General features: G+C 58.7%; 10 protein-coding genes. All 10 read right to left on the bottom strand.

Features of this window, described 5'->3' with window-relative positions; genetic code table 11:
• Nucleotides 1-293 precede the first annotated feature (293 nt).
• The 10 genes from AB4Y40_RS26625 to AB4Y40_RS26580 all read right to left on the bottom strand — a co-directional run bounded on the left by AB4Y40_RS26625 (nucleotide 294) and on the right by AB4Y40_RS26580 (nucleotide 15,038).
• The gene (locus AB4Y40_RS26625; RefSeq protein ID WP_368690351.1) at nucleotides 294-1,505 is read right to left on the bottom strand and encodes a glycosyltransferase; all 1,212 of its coding nucleotides are present in this window, start codon (nucleotides 1,503-1,505) and stop codon (nucleotides 294-296) included.
• Nucleotides 1,502-2,617, bottom strand: a complete 1,116-nt coding sequence (locus AB4Y40_RS26620; RefSeq protein ID WP_368690350.1) for a glycosyltransferase family 4 protein — start codon at nucleotides 2,615-2,617, stop codon at nucleotides 1,502-1,504. The genes AB4Y40_RS26625 and AB4Y40_RS26620 overlap by 4 nt, the downstream gene beginning before the upstream one ends.
• The gene (locus AB4Y40_RS26615; RefSeq protein ID WP_368690349.1) at nucleotides 2,605-3,759 is read right to left on the bottom strand and encodes a glycosyltransferase family 4 protein; all 1,155 of its coding nucleotides are present in this window, start codon (nucleotides 3,757-3,759) and stop codon (nucleotides 2,605-2,607) included. Before AB4Y40_RS26615 ends, AB4Y40_RS26620 begins: the two co-directional genes overlap by 13 nt.
• Nucleotides 3,760-3,909: 150 nt before the next feature.
• Entirely contained in the window at nucleotides 3,910-4,944 is a 1,035-nt protein-coding gene (gmd, locus tag AB4Y40_RS26610) for a GDP-mannose 4,6-dehydratase (RefSeq protein WP_368690348.1), read from the bottom strand.
• A gap of 15 nt (nucleotides 4,945-4,959) precedes the next feature.
• Entirely contained in the window at nucleotides 4,960-8,670 is a 3,711-nt protein-coding gene (locus tag AB4Y40_RS26605) for a glycosyltransferase (RefSeq protein ID WP_368690374.1), read from the bottom strand.
• Nucleotides 8,670-10,160 carry a methyltransferase domain-containing protein gene (locus AB4Y40_RS26600; protein ID WP_368690347.1) on the bottom strand — a complete coding sequence of 497 codons (1,491 nt, stop codon included), beginning with the start codon at nucleotides 10,158-10,160 and terminating at the stop codon, nucleotides 8,670-8,672. Before AB4Y40_RS26600 ends, AB4Y40_RS26605 begins: the two co-directional genes overlap by 1 nt.
• Nucleotides 10,160-11,380, bottom strand: coding sequence for an ABC transporter ATP-binding protein (locus tag AB4Y40_RS26595; protein WP_368690346.1), 1,221 nt, complete (start codon nucleotides 11,378-11,380; stop codon nucleotides 10,160-10,162). The genes AB4Y40_RS26600 and AB4Y40_RS26595 overlap by 1 nt, the downstream gene beginning before the upstream one ends.
• Complete coding sequence (locus AB4Y40_RS26590; RefSeq protein ID WP_368690345.1) at nucleotides 11,380-12,174, bottom strand: ABC transporter permease; 795 nt, start codon at nucleotides 12,172-12,174, stop codon at nucleotides 11,380-11,382. Before AB4Y40_RS26590 ends, AB4Y40_RS26595 begins: the two co-directional genes overlap by 1 nt.
• Complete coding sequence (locus AB4Y40_RS26585) at nucleotides 12,174-13,619, bottom strand: mannose-1-phosphate guanylyltransferase/mannose-6-phosphate isomerase (protein WP_368690344.1); 1,446 nt, start codon at nucleotides 13,617-13,619, stop codon at nucleotides 12,174-12,176. Before AB4Y40_RS26585 ends, AB4Y40_RS26590 begins: the two co-directional genes overlap by 1 nt.
• Before the next feature lie 216 nt (nucleotides 13,620-13,835).
• Nucleotides 13,836-15,038 (bottom strand): sulfotransferase family 2 domain-containing protein, encoded by a 1,203-nt coding sequence (locus tag AB4Y40_RS26580; RefSeq protein WP_368690343.1) that lies wholly within the window; start codon nucleotides 15,036-15,038, stop codon nucleotides 13,836-13,838.
• Between the last annotated feature and the right edge of the window lie 50 nt (nucleotides 15,039-15,088).

The following is a 15,088-nucleotide window of genomic DNA, read 5'->3' as shown; positions in this document are numbered from 1 at the left end:
AAAAGTAAGGAAGGTTGCGAAGGCACCGCCGTAACCGAGACGATCAAGGTCGCCAAACGGTCCGACGGCGGGACGAGGATAAGCATCAAAGCGCGTCTATTGATGCAACTATCCTTTGAAAGCGGTCGTCCATCAGACCATTGACGACGGATCGAGCGGTGCCGGGTAGATTGTGAGAAATGGGGCGAGCACCCCTACCTATCGGGCGTGGCGCGGCGACGGAAGTGGCCCTTCGAGTGCCAAGCTAGAAGATCGTTGACGTCTTCCTGGGCAGGTCAAGTGAGCGTACTCCATCAAGAAGGGCGCGCCAAATCTCGCGAGAGCAGCATATCTAGTCGTGCAAGCAGCGGATCAATCATTCTCCCCCAGCCGTGCTCGCGTTCAACGAACCTTCTAGCGTGCGCCGCCATTTCAACCGCCGCGGCTTCGTTGACCATGAGCCACTCGATCCGATCGACAAATTCCTGCGGCGTGTTCGCGATCACCAGATCTCGACCGGCCTCGGCATGCAGCCCCTCATGCCCGGATGAAGTCGCCACTACAGGCAACCCCAGCGCCATATACTCCAGAATCTTGTTCTGCACGCCTGCCCCGATCCGCATCGGGCACACGCCGATTGCACCGTCTCTGGCGGCGTCTGCCACCGACGCAACCCGCCCTGTCACCTCGACACCGTCATAGGCCCTGAACCGCTCGGCAAGCGCGGGGGAAATCGAACCCACGATCCTGAACAGGTAGTCCGCACGCTTGCGCAGCAAGGGCAACACCTCTTGCGCAAAGAAGTGGCACATGTCCTCGTTCTGGACCGTCCGCATGTCGCCGATGAAGATCAGCACGCGGCTTGCCGTGCTTCGTACCGAATACGGCAACCCAGACAAGTCGACTCCGTTCGAGCACACCATCACATTTTCGGCGTTCGAACCAGGAAACAAGTAATCCTTATCGGTCTGCGAAACCAGCACGGACAAATCGAAGTCGTTGACGATCGTTCGCTCGTAGTCGCCTAGGCGCTGCGCTTCGAGTCTGAGCACGCGAGACTTGAGCCCCCGTGCGTTCTTGAGCTGCTTGATCCGGCTGTAGTTCAGCGAGATCGCGTCGGTCATTTCGAGCACGCGCGGCTTGTCCGACTTGCGCACGTACTCGGCGCAGCGCAGCAGATGGACGAGTACGCCGTCGTGCGAGGGCAACATCCGTTCAACTGCTTCCGCAAATGCCCGGCTCCGATAGTAGGCGACCTGCAACGGCGTCCGCGTGGGCAGCGCAAGCAGCGTATTCACGTACGAACGCGCCTTCGACAGAAAGACTCGCTCGACCCGGTCGAACACGCCGTCGTCAGGCAGCTCGCAGTCCATCTCTTCGCTCGTCTCGCATAGGCTCAGCAGCGTCAGCGAATACTGGCGCGACAACGCCTTGCAGAGGTGATAGATCCTCAGTTTGTCCCCGCCGATCACCGGGTAGGGAAGTCTGGGCGTCAGCACCAGCAGCTTTTTCTTTTCTGTGGTCACGACAAACGTTCCCAGAACTCCTGAATCGACGGGGCGACGACCGACTCCGAAAACAGACGCGCGCGGTCCACTCCGTTGCGGACCCTCGCCTCGAATGTTTCGCCGCCGCTGCATATGCCGCGGATCTGCTCGGCCATCTCGCCAACCGAAAATGGGTCGAAATGCAGACCGGACCCACCAACGATCTCAGGCATCGAAGTCGTGTTACTGCACGCGACAGGCGTACCCGATGCCATCGCCTCCAACAGCGGTATGCCGAACCCTTCGAACAACGAAGCAAAGATGAATGCCCGTGCTTGACGGTAGTGCAGCTTCAGTTCCTGGTCGGATACATACCCGAGCAGCTCGACATGACCTGCGAGTCCCAGTGCAGATGCCCGCCGCAGGAAATATTCGTGATGCGCCGACTTGATCCCGGCAATGCGCAACCTGATGTCGTCATCCAGCGTCGGCCTCGCCAACGCGAACGCTTGCAGGAGGCGATCGACGTTCTTGCTGGGCACTTCGCCCGCCACGGTAAACAGGTAGGGTTGGCGAGCTGCCTCACTGAGTGGACGAGCGAACCAGTCATCCGGAATCGAACACGGAATGAGGTGCACATCCTCTTCCGACAGTCCGAACTGCTCGACCAGTTCCCGCTGGGTAAAGCGGGATACAGTCAGCACGACGTCGGCGCGGCGAGCCAGCCGGGGCACCACCTGCCGCCTGTACACCCGCCCGAACGTTTGATACAGGGATCTCGACGGAGGCAGCACCCGCCAGGGTTGCAGATAGATCAGGTCATATATGACCGAGATCAGGCGGGTCCGGCCCGTTGAACGCAATGGTCCAGTGTTGTACGGACACAACAGGTAATCCAGCTTCTGCGCTTCGCACAGGCGAGGCAGTTCGACCTGCTCCCACCATGGAAAGAAACGGCGGCCATCACTAACGCATGGCCAATCCGTGGTGGTCACGCCGCTTGGCGCGAGACCCAGCACCGACGCACTCACCGGCTCAATGAGCTGACGCGCGAATCGTCCCATGCCACGGTAATTGCCAACCATCCAGGTGACATCTACCCCCAACGTCACGCTGCATTGCCCCGAGGCAGATTGAGTCAGGAGCGACATGAACCATCCAGGACAGATTGATAAACTGCCACGGTCTTCTCGGCGCACGCCTGCCAGGTGAACGCTCGCGCTCTCGCCAACCCAGCCTCGCGGATCACGTCCGCTTCGCGAGGACCCTCGATCACGAGGCGCATGGCATCGGCAATGTCACCTGCGTTGCTGGGATCCACCATGATGGCGGCATCTGCCGCCACTTCGGGAACGGACGTCGTATTGGACGCAATGACCAGAAGACCCGAAGCGAACGCTTCTACAACCGGCAGTCCGAATCCTTCGCACAGCGACGCAAACACCAGCGCGGTGGCCGATTGCATTAGCGCGCGCACGTCGAAATCCGGCAGATACTGCAACCAGCGCGCACTGCCTTCGGCTTCGCTCGCGCGCAGGCGGGCGACAAGGCTTTCGCACCCCCACCCGGCCCGGCCCACGACGACCAATGGCACATCCCGACGCAGCCCGGCCGGCAGACTCGCATGCGCGTCCAGAACCCGCTCGATATTCTTGCGCGGCTGCAAGGTGCCCACGCACAGGAAGAACCGCCCAGGCAGGTCCAGGCGCTTCAGCACCTCGTCACGGGCCGACTGGTCGATCTGTTCAAAAAACCGCGGGTGAACACCCAGAGGAACGACGGAAATGCGTTCTGGCGCGATGCCGAAGTGCTCCACGATCGAGCGCTTCGAATACTCGGAAATCGTGACGACATGATCCGCCCATGCGCCCGAGCGCCGCAACAGCCAACGGCGCAACGCGGCCAGCTTCACGGTCGTCCACTCGGGATTCGACAGCGGAATGGCATCCATCAAGGTCGCGATGACAGGTATCGCAGACAGTTTTGGAATCAGGTGATCGGTTGCATGGAACACGTCCACGTGCTGTGCGACGAGGTCCTTCTCCGCGACGCAATTCCACGGACTCACGGCGCCCAGTGTCGCCATGACCGCGTGGCGGCCGAGATTCACGGGCGGGCGGGCGCCCGCCAACACGTCTTCGCCGACGAACGCACGAAAGCCGACGGGGACGAGATCGACCCCGCCGCCGGCAAGCAGGGCTCGCCCCAGCTCCCGGGTGTAAGAGCCAATGCCGTCCACCCCGCCGTGCGCAATGCTACGGGCCAATGCCGTCGTACCAAAACCAACCTTCACCCATGCCCCTTGTTGTACATCCAGCGCGGAGTGTCTTTCCGCATTATTCTTTTAAGCGACCCGACGACGGGATCGCCCACTGCAGCAAACAACCGTGCGAAAGCACGGCTCATGCAGCCGGCGAGCCCCGTGACCGGCGCCCGAGGTGCCTCAGAACGAGAAGCCGCGCTCGTTGCGGCGCAGGTCGGCTTCGACCATCATCGCGCACAGTTGCTCGAGCGTCGTCTTCGGCTCCCAGCCCAGTTGCTTCTTTGCCTTCTCCGGATTGCCGATCAGCAGATCTACTTCCGCCGGACGATAAAACTTCGGGTTGATCCTGACGAGCGTCTTGCCGGTCGCGGCGTCGATCGCGGTCTCGTTTTCGTCACGGCCCTTGAACTCGAGGTCGACTCCGGTCGCCTTGAACGCCATGCGCACGAAATCGCGTACGGTCTCCGTACGATTCGTGCCTAGCACGTAGGTATCCGGTTCGTCGGCCTGCAACATGCGCCACATGCCTTCGACGTACTCCTTCGCGAAGCCCCAATCGCGCTTCGCGTCGATATTGCCGAGTTCGAGCACGTCGAGTTGGCCGAGCTTGATCTTCGCGACGGAGTCGGTGATCTTGCGCGTCACGAACTCGCGGCCACGCAGCGGCGATTCGTGATTGAACAGGATGCCGCTGCAACCGAAAATGTTGTAGCTTTCGCGATAGTTCACCGTGATCCAGTGCGCATAGAGCTTAGCCACACCGTACGGGCTGCGCGGGTAGAACGGCGTCGACTCGATCTGCGGAATGGCCTGCACCTTGCCGAACATTTCGGACGTGCTCGCCTGGTAGAAGCGGATCTTCGGGTTGACGATGCGGATGGCCTCGAGCAGATTCAGCGGGCCGATGCCGGTGATCTCCGCCGTGGTGGCCGGCTGGTCAAAGGACACACCGACGAAGCTTTGCGCAGCGAGGTTGTAGACCTCGGTCGCGCCGGTAGTTTGCAGCAGGCGGATGCTCGACGACAGATCCGTCAAGTCGTATTCGACCAGATGGAGGTTGGGGTCCTTCGCAATGCCCAACTCTTCGATGCGCCAGAAGTTCACCGAACTCGTGCGGCGGTAGGTGCCGTAAACCGTATAGCCCTTCTCTAGCAGGAGTTGCGCAAGATAGGCACCGTCTTGGCCAGTGATGCCGGTGATAATGGCTGTCTTCATAGTGATGCTCTTTCCTTACGAAATTGATGCGCTTTTTGTGAAAAGCTCCGCCAAGGCTTGGGCGCTTTGCGCCCAGGTCAAGAAAGGCATGCCTTCGGAAGAAGGCGCTTGCCCCATGTTTTCAAGTCCCAACCAAGCCTTGATTTCAACGGCCAGATCCTGACCAGTCTCTGCGGAAAAATAATAAGCATGATTGCCTGCGACTTCCCGGAACACCGGAATATCTCGGGCAATGATCGAAATCCCCTGCTGGGCTGCCTCGATCAAAGGAAGGCCGAAGCCTTCTCCATACGAGCCGGCGATCAGGCATGAACACGCGGCATAAATCCTTTCCAGGTATTCGTCGCTAATACCTTCCAGCCAGAACAGTTGACGGCCGAACGCTCGATGTCCCTTGATTCGCGAGACCAAATCCCCCATCAACCACCCTTGCTTACCCACCAGGACGAGGTTGACGTGTTGATCTTCTTGCCAGAGCCGATCGAATGCCTCCAGAACCTGGGCATACCCCTTACGGGGTTCCAGCGTCCCGACCATCAAAAAGGAGGGCGATTTTTTCAGCTTCTCGAGTAAGTCCTCGGCGTCAGCGGGGACTCCCGTCGAAGCGACGGAGTCTTGAATATTCGCGCCCAGGTGGAACCAGTCAATCGCGAATCGGGCATTGCGCTCGGGTGCATGTTGCGCCACCCATGTAGCAAGATCGCCCGCGACGGCCTCTGAAATACAGAAAGCGCCGTCATTCTCCGCGACGACCTCCAGCCATTCACCAAAATTCTCTGCAACGCCCGGCGCAAAATATTGCGGCAGGTAAATGCACAGCAGGTCGTACACGACGAACTTGACTTGCACGCCCTGAAACCTGAGCTTCTGGTAAAACGCCCGCTGCGCCGGCACGATCTCCGGCGCCAGGTCGAGACCGAGAAACACGTCTCCCGCGCCGTAGTCGACAGGAGCGTCCTGCAGCCACGCATCTTCAAAACCCATCAGCTTTGCCGTGAAACGCCGGGCGTAGCTATACGACTGGGCAGTCGTCGCATAAACCGGTTCCACCCTGAAGCCGCTCGGAGGGCGCTCCAGCCATTCCTTGATCAAGCTTCTTACCACGCGCTGGATACCGCTTTTCGCATCGCGCTGAACCAGCTCGGAGATATCCACTAGAAGCTGCCGCTTGCCATTGCGCAGCGTGGTATTCCTGGCTATGGCCATCGCGGCTTGCTGCAGTTGCCCGTCATCAGCCGCCCCGACCTGCCTGGCGATCGCGCGCGCCAGTATACCGGGGTGTGACAACCCGGCCACATGGAAGTGCTCAATCGCGTCACGATACTGCTTCGCACACAAGTCCGGAGCGTGGTGATCCAGGATGACTTGCCTTGCGATACGACCCATATTCGTACGCAATTGGGCGTCAGAGCGCAAAGTCTCCAGAGCTTCGATAAGTTGCTGTTCGGTAAATGTCTCCGGCAATTTCCAGACTGCGTCATCGTCGAGGTCGGCCATGCTGCCGTTGGCATTGACTATGACGGCCTTACCGTAATTCATGCAGTCCAGCACGGCTGCGGAAGTTTCCCCTCTCGACAGGGTTCGCAACTGCACGCCGACATCGGCGGCCGTCAGATACTGGCGGAAGGTTGAAACATCGGCCCAGCCTGTGATCCGAACGTTAGCTTTCGAACCGAGGTCACGGATCAGGCGAGACACATCCTGCCCATATTGTCCCTGATCATTCTCCCCAACAAAGACAAGATGGCAAGTCGATTCTTTCGCAAGCGATGAATCTGCCCAGGCCTTCAGAAGTTGAAGATTCAACTTCATGGGACCCAGCAAGCCAAATGCGCACACTAGATAGTCATTTTCCCCAATGCCCAGTGCGGCGCGCGCACCAACCTTGTCGAAATCGACATCGGCAACACGCATAAGTGGAATCTCGACCCAGTCCTTCACGTCGCCGCCATACCATCGCTCGGCTTGACGTTTCGAATTCCCGGAGTGGACGATCAGGCCCAAACTCCTCTGAATCACCTCCAAACTGCACGGGTACTTCCATACGGTATCTATGATATCCGCCTTGTGATGGCGCTCTGCCAACCCGACGTAGCCATGGTTTTCATACAACGCCTGCGACCAGCACCCCGGCAGCCAACCTTGGGTATCCATTTCCGCAACAATGCCTGACAGAAAAAAGTCATGCAGAACCACCACCCCGGGAACGACGTCCAGAAGCGGGAACATGTAGCGATGGAATGACGAATTGCCAAAGTGATAGAGCACGCGGTCATATCGACCGACATTCTCCACGAACCACTGAGGCGACCTCACCGTTACCCTATTGAACTGGGCATTTCCCACGGTATCGGGGTCGACGATGACATCAATGTCGTAATGATTCGCAAGCTCGGGCAGCAGGTCGGCACTATAGTCCGCGATACCCGTACGAGCAGGCGGCAGAGGAGACACATAGGCCAGCTTTAGCCGCCGCGACTCGCGTTGAGATGCAGGCTGCTTACCCTGGACATGCCACCGCTCCATGGCTGCAATGGTGCGGCGTGCGCTTTCATCCCACGAAAACTTTCGCGACTGTTCTTTGCCGTGCCGGATGAGTGCTTCCCGGAAGGGAGCGTCGTTCAGGCCACGCTGTATCGCCGCAGCAATGGCTGCGTCGGAATGCGGATCGAACATGGCGTCATCCCAGCCGATGACTTCCGGCAGACTGGATGTGTTGGCGCCAATGACAGGAGCCCCGCAGCGCATAGCCTCCAATGCAGGCAAACCAAAGCCTTCATGCCACGACGGGAAGACGAACAGCTTGCACAGGTTGTAGAAAAACAGCAGATCTTCGTCTGGTACGAATCCGGTCAGCACGACATCGTCTTTGCGCAGACCGTGTTGCTGCGCAAGGCGTTCGAGTTCCTGCCGATTCGCGGGCTGTACCGAACATACGATCGCGAGCTGATGGTCGCGCCGCACCTTTTCGGGTAATAGCGCGTAGGCTCGAATCAGGCCTTCTACGTTCTTGCGGTGATCGATGCCGCCCGTGTAAAGTACGAACGGTTTGGTCACCCCATACTGCTTGCGCAAAGCCGATTCGCGTTCCGGGGAAACGTCGATGGACAGGAATGAATCGTCAGCGTCGGTGCTGATATTGACCGACCACTCCGCGGGCAGACCGAGATGCGCGATGCCTTCCTGTCGCGAGGACTCCGAAATACCCAGCCACAGATCGGCGCGGCGCAAATGCTCGATCTTCTCCAGATACCAGGACTTTACGGCTGAATTGTCCAGATACGGAGAGGGATTGATATACGGAATCAGGTCATAAAGCGTGACAGCAACCGGAATCTCGTGTTGCAAGCGATGTACGCTAGTTACCGCATCATCGCCAAGCCCTTCGATCAAACTCGTGATGTAGACAAAGTCGGGCTTCAGCGCGCACAGAAAGGATTCATATCCCAACTCCGCAGCACGCCTGCGCCAATCGTTGGATTTATCGGCATGCGTCACAGGTCCAGCAGCGTGCCAGACACGGATGTTCTCGAGCGGCAGCAGGTCCGAAAAAGCCTCGCGAATAGGCCCAATGGTTTCCGGAAACAAGCCGTTGAGAGCCAGAATAATTTCATGCTCTCCGCGATTGCGCGCCAGCCCTCTGGCAATGGCCTGGGTATAACGGCCTATGCCTCGATTGCGCGAACCCGTGCTTTGTGCACCCTGCATATCGATGACGATGCGCATCAACCCTCTTCCCTCTTCTCGTAGTTCTTCACTGCAAAAGCTAGCGCAGCATAGGTTTGTTGAGCACGCGGGCTCAATCCCTCCGGCGCAACTTCAGGCCGGGGACGATAGAGATGTACGGTATCGGAAACAACGGGAATCAATCGTTGCTTGACACCAGGAACACGATTGAGAGCGAATACGGCGAGCCGCCTGAACCAGGGATGTTTCCCCCCGAATTTTGCGGCACGCTGAATCGCGCGCTTGGCTCCTACCTTAAAAACAACTTTTCCTTGCCCTTTTAGCACGAGCTTCACGCCCCGAACCGGCCGGGTAATTCGCCAGGACGTGCTCTGATAGACGGCATGCAATTGCGCGTTCGCCTGATGCAGCATGGCTTCGGTCTGCTCAAGCCGCGTCTGCATCTCCAGCACCTGGCTCTCGACCTGTTGGCGCCGCCCGTCGGCACGCTGGTATTGTTCCTCCGAGTGCTGGTATCGCTCTTCGAAGTACTGATATCGCTCCTCGAAATGCTGGTACCGCTCTTCGGCGCGTTGGTATCGTTCCTCGGAGCTTTGGTACCGCTCCTCGGAGCGCTGGTATCGTTCCTCGGAGCGCTGATATCGCTCTTCGGCGCGCTGATATCGCTCCTCGGCGAGCTGCAGTTGCTCCGACAGCGAATGAAGCTCGTCTGTCAACTGCTCGCCGGATTCCCGCGCAGCCTCCTCCGCACGCTGCACTCTTGCCTCGATCTGGGCAATACTCGACGCAAGCTGCGTTTCGTATCGCTGTGCCAAGACGTCGATCGTCAGTCCGTATTCGGCCTCGAATGCGCTATCGAATGCGCCCTCGGTTGAGGCGGCCTCCTTCTGCGCAACGATTGCATAGTCGGGGCTCACGCCGCCGAGGACATTCATGAAATGAATCTGCGCCTGTGCGTCGGTCAACGTCGCTGATTCCTGCAGGCGCACGACCTTAACGCGGTCAAATCCCGCATGTTCCGCGACGAAGGAAAGCAACAGCGGTGGAATAGGCTTCTGGTGCGTCGGATCGATATAGAAGTTGCACGTCGCTACAGCGATGTTTTCCGGATTCGGCGTCTCAAGAATGAGCAAGCCACCGGGTTTCAACACGCGCAGAGCCTCGGTTACGAGCCGCTTCAATTGCTCGAAGCTCACGTGTTCGACGACGTGAAAGGCCGAAATCAGTGCATGGCTGTTCGAATCCAGCTTCGCGAGATACTCGATCGCATCGCCCTGGGATACCGAGAGGTTTCGCTCCCGGCACGCCTCGAGCATATCGGCGTCGAGGTCGACACCTGTCGCGGCAAAGCCAGCGTCACCCATTAGCTCCAGCCACTCGCCGCGGCCACAACCAACGTCAAATGTCTTTGCTCCCGGGTACAACGCCGCCAACGGCTGAACGAACGGCGAATACTTGCCCAGTCGACCCTTGATCAGATCTCGTGAGCCGCGGTGCCGATCTTCAAACGCACGATAAAAGCTATCCACTACGGCAAACTCCTCACCGTCGTCTGTAGCCAGGCTACTCCGACAAAATCTTCCACTTTCATATTGACGACGTTGAACATCAACACCCGATCACGCCATTCGTAGTTGTTGGCCAGATGGGCATCTCCGGTGTGCAGCGCCACCGCGACCGAATAGCTACCCACACCAATGTTGGCCGTAAATCCGAAATGCAATTCCACTGACTGGCCCTGGGCCAGATCGACCAGTACCTGCTTCAGGTGATAGGTATTCGTCCCGAACACCGTCTGCCCAAGCCGGTCCTTGATCATGTACCCGACCACCAGCTCGGGGATCGCATGCACACATTTGACCTTGATGCGCAACGTAACCGGCTGCCCGACGCCGATCACTTCGACCGGTTGACCTGACTCGTCCAGCAGCGTGACCTCGTCGACCACGGCCTCGCCCGTACCCGAAATCGTCTGCACCGCTCCACTGCCGGTGGTTTCCTGCTTGACGGAGTGATTCGCGCGATCAGCCAGCATCGCGTTGTAGTAGTCCATGACCTCTTCTGGCGGCCCTTCGATCTCCAGCTTCCCGGCATTCAGCAGAATCGCACGATCGCAAATAGCCTGGATCGCCGCCTTGTCATGCGCCACGATCAAGAGCGTCGTGCCTTGCTTGCGAAACTCGCGGATGCGGTCGAAGCTCTTGTGCTGAAAATACGCGTCGCCGACCGAAAGCGCTTCGTCGACGATCAGCACATCAGGGCGGCGAGCGGTCGCGACGCTGAATGCAAGACGCATCTGCATGCCGCTCGAATACACGCGCACGGGCTGATCAATGTATTCGCCGATTTCCGCGAACGCCTCGATCTCCGGCATCAGCGCGAGAAGTTCGTCAACGCTGAAACCGAGCAACTGCCCGGCCATCATGACGTTCTGGCGCCCGGTGAAATCTGGATGAAACCCCATCCCGAGTTCCAGCAACGCGGCAACACGCCCCGTCATGGTCACGCTGCCGACCGTCGGCTGCGTGGTCCCGACGATCATCTTCAACAACGTGCTCTTGCCGGCACCGTTGATACCGATGATGCCGAGCGCTTCGCCGGACTGGACCGAGAAGTTCACGTCCCGCAGCACCCAGTGCGGCGTGTGATGCAGCTTGTTGCGCGGATCGATCCATTCGATAAGGCGCGACCAGCGCGTCGGGTACTGCTTATATGCCTTGCCGAGATTGGTAACGGTAATGGTGCCCATCAGAGTTCATCCACCATTTCGCCCACATGTTTGCGGAACAAGCTGAAACCGGCGAGGCACAACAGAACACCCAGTAGCGCAACGAGCCACAACTGGGGCCATTCCGGCCAACGACCTTGAACCATCACGACCTGGAAAGCTTCGATCAACGGCGCCATCGGATTGAACTGCATTCCTGTCTGGACAGACTTGGGCAGAATGTTGATCGCATACACGATCGGCGTCAGCCAGAACCAGAAATTCAGTGCGATGCCGAAGAACTGCCCGACATCACGGAAAAATACGTTCAGCACACCTAGCGTAATGCCGAGGCCAATGGCAAACAGCGTCAGCAGAAGCAGCAGCGGAATGATGGCCAGGTACGTCAACCCGGGGAAATTACCGGTAATCAGCACGAAGACTGTGAACAGCCCGAAGACAATCGCGAAGTTGACCAGCGCATTGACCACCACGATCACCGGCAGACACAGCCGGGGAAAGCTCAACTTCTTCAGCAAGTTGGCGTTGTCAATGAACGCGGTCTGTGCGCGGCTCACAATCTCGACGAACATGCCCCACGGCAGCACACCGGCACACAGGTGAATGCTGTATGCAAACGTGCTATTCACGCCGGGCAACCGGGTATGCATCACCTGGGAGAAGATCACCGTATAAACGACGATCATCGCAAGCGGATTGAGCACGGTCCACGCCGCACCCAGCAGGGAATTGCGGTACTTGGACTGAAACTCCCGCTTGACGCTTCCCAGAATGAACCCGCGATAGGCCCAGAGGGCTCGTAGCATTCCCTGCATCAAGCCCGCCCGTAGACGTCTTGGAAGCGAACGATGTCATCTTCCCCAAGGTACTCGCCGCTCTGCACTTCGATCATCACGAGATCGAGCACGCCCGGGTTTTCAAGGCGATGCTTGTGGCCGGCAGGGATGTACGTGGACTCGTTGGTGCGAACGAAGATTTCCTTGTCGCCGTTGATGACCTTGGCCATCCCGCACACGACGATCCAGTGTTCGCTGCGGTGATGATGCATCTGCAGACTCAGGCTGGCGCCCGGCTTGACCTCGATACGCTTGATCTTGAAGCGGGGCCCCTCTTCCAGGACCGTGTAGGTACCCCACGGACGGCTAACGGTCCGATGCAGCTTGTAGGCGTCGTGATTCTGCTTCTTCAGGCACGCAACCACCTGCTTCACATCCTGCGCGCGATCGGGATGCGCAACCAGCAAGGCATCCGGCGTATCGATGATCATCAGGTCGGCCACACCCACCGCCGCCACCAGGCGGTCCGGGCTCTGCACGTAGGTATTGTGGCTATCGACAAAGATTGCATCGCCGACGGCACGGTTGCTGTCCTGGTCCGGTGCGACCAGATCGCGAATCGCACCCCACGAGCCGATGTCGCTCCAACCGAAGGTGGACGGCACCACGGCCACGTTCGACGAGCGCTCCATCACCGCGTAGTCGATCGAGATATCGGGCATCTTCTCGAACGTCTCGGCCGGAATCTCGAGCATTTGCCCCGACGACTTGTCGGCATGCAACGATGCCCAGCACGACTCGGTGGCTGCCGCGACATCGGGGGCATGGCGTTTCATCTCGTCGAGGATCACCCCGGCCTTGAAACAGAACATGCCCGAGTTCCAGAGGTAGTTGCCCGTTGCAACGTATTCGGCAGCCTTCACCGCGTCCGGCTTCTCGACGAAGCGCAGCGCCATACGGCCGTCGCCGATTTTCTCTCCCGCCTCGATGTAGCCGAAACCGGTGTCCGGGCTCGTCGGAACGATACCAAACGTCACCAGCTTGTCGCGCATCGCCAATTCGACCGCACTCGCAACGGCCGCGGCAAAACCCGCCTGGTCCTGAACGAGATGATCGGCGGCGAGTACCAGCATCAGCGCATCGCGCCCGTACTTTTCCACCACGTAGCGCGCAGCCATGGCCACGGCAGGCGCCGTGTTGCGGCCCATCGGCTCGAGCATGAACGCGCCGGACTGAGTTTCGCCGAGCTTCGCGCAAGCAAACTCGTCCTTGCTCATGAAGTAGTAGTCGCGGTTCGTGACCGTCAAGATCTCTCCGCGCTGCGAAGGCGCACCGATTCCGGCGACGGCCGCCGCCCGACAATATGTCTTGAAGAGCAGGCTCTCGCCATCCGCTAGTTTCATGAACGGCTTGGGGTGCCCTTCACGGGAGACCGGCCAAAGTCGCGTACCAGCACCACCGGACAAGATGACGGGGATTAACATCACATTCACTCCAGATTCAGTATCCGCTGGCGAAGGAAATCCTCCGCCACTTATATTGGTATTGATGAACCGCCAAAGTAGTGTCGGCTTAACAAGCCAAACCGGGCCGGGCAAGGATTATATCCGGCGAACTACTGCCGTCCGTAACACAAGGTAATGATCGCCCCCCAATGAAGCCCAATCGACAGGGACCTGTCACACCTGAAAGCAAAAACCTTACCTGACGGTTACTTCGACCTCGGCAAAGGCATTCGAATCTCCATCGTCGAACCAGGCGATGCCCTCCTGAACGAGGGTCAATCGCAGAACGTACGTCCCGGCGACGGATGGCGCGACGACGAGCGCCTGCATTTCCCTTTCCTCACCCGGCATCAACGACGCGTGCAGCGTTGTGCGCTCGCCGTCGAACACCACGGCCTGTGAACGCTTCGCCTCAAGCCAGTGATACGCGACATGCACCGGATTCGGCGCGCGACTGGCGATCTGGTAGCGAGACTGGTTGCGCAACCCGACCTGAACGAAGAACCGCTCATCCGCAGCCACGTGCGGCGGTGCAGAGAGCACACGCACCCCGAAGTGGGTTCGGGCCTGCTCGGCAATAGGCTCGTGCCAGGACTTCCTGACCAATGTTTCCGCCTGCCGATAGCGCTCCATCAATAGCGAACGCGTCATCTCGCCCATGCGATCTTCGAAGAGCTGACAAGCCCAAACGTACAATTCCTGATCGAGCGCGGTCAGTTCGCGAATCGCGTCGATTTCCGCCGCCGCCAACTCGCCATTTCCCGACCGATTCGACGAGGTGTTTAGTCTGGGCACCGAGAAGTTAGGAAAAAACTCGAGCTCGTGGGCAAGAAGACTCATGGAGTCGCGCATTCGCTCGGTGATGCCGAAGAACGCGAACGATTCAAGCCGCTTTTTTGCGAGATCCAGCAATTTCCGATCGTTTCCACGTGCGGCAAATTCCTTGACGGCCGCGCGTCCGTATCCAACCGGATCGCGCGACAGCTTTTGATAGTCAAGGTCCGCCGCCAAAAACAGCGTCTGCGTATTGACGATATCCCAGTTCGTTTCAGGATCCCGAACAAAGTCCAGCAGCGACCACCCTCCACTTTTCATTTGCTGATGCCGGTATGCGTTTTCATCGCGCATCGCATGCAGGTACCACGAAACGGTACGTTGCAGCGGGTCCCGGAGCATCGTGATGTAAGTCAGATTCCGCTCGAGGTAGGTGCCCAAACCATGCCAAAGATGACCACGGAACAACCTGTACCGCTCCATCGATTCCAATGGGAGGTCGAACAAGTCCGGAAGCAATTGCGCCGGACAGATCTCTTCCGGACCGTATTGATCATCCAGAAAAGAGATAAGCGAAGTTCCCCCCGTTTTCGGGATATGGAGGTAATAAACAGGATCGGTCATTCAGTTAATCATCTTGATGAAACTTCAAGGTTGAGAGCGCAACCTTCTCA

It is taken from the genome of Paraburkholderia sp. EG287B (genome assembly GCF_040965595.1).
In the GTDB taxonomy this organism is placed as follows: Bacteria; Pseudomonadota; Gammaproteobacteria; order Burkholderiales; family Burkholderiaceae; genus Paraburkholderia.
Note: the sequence above shows the minus strand (reverse complement) of the source record. Positions and strands in the feature narration are given on the sequence as shown.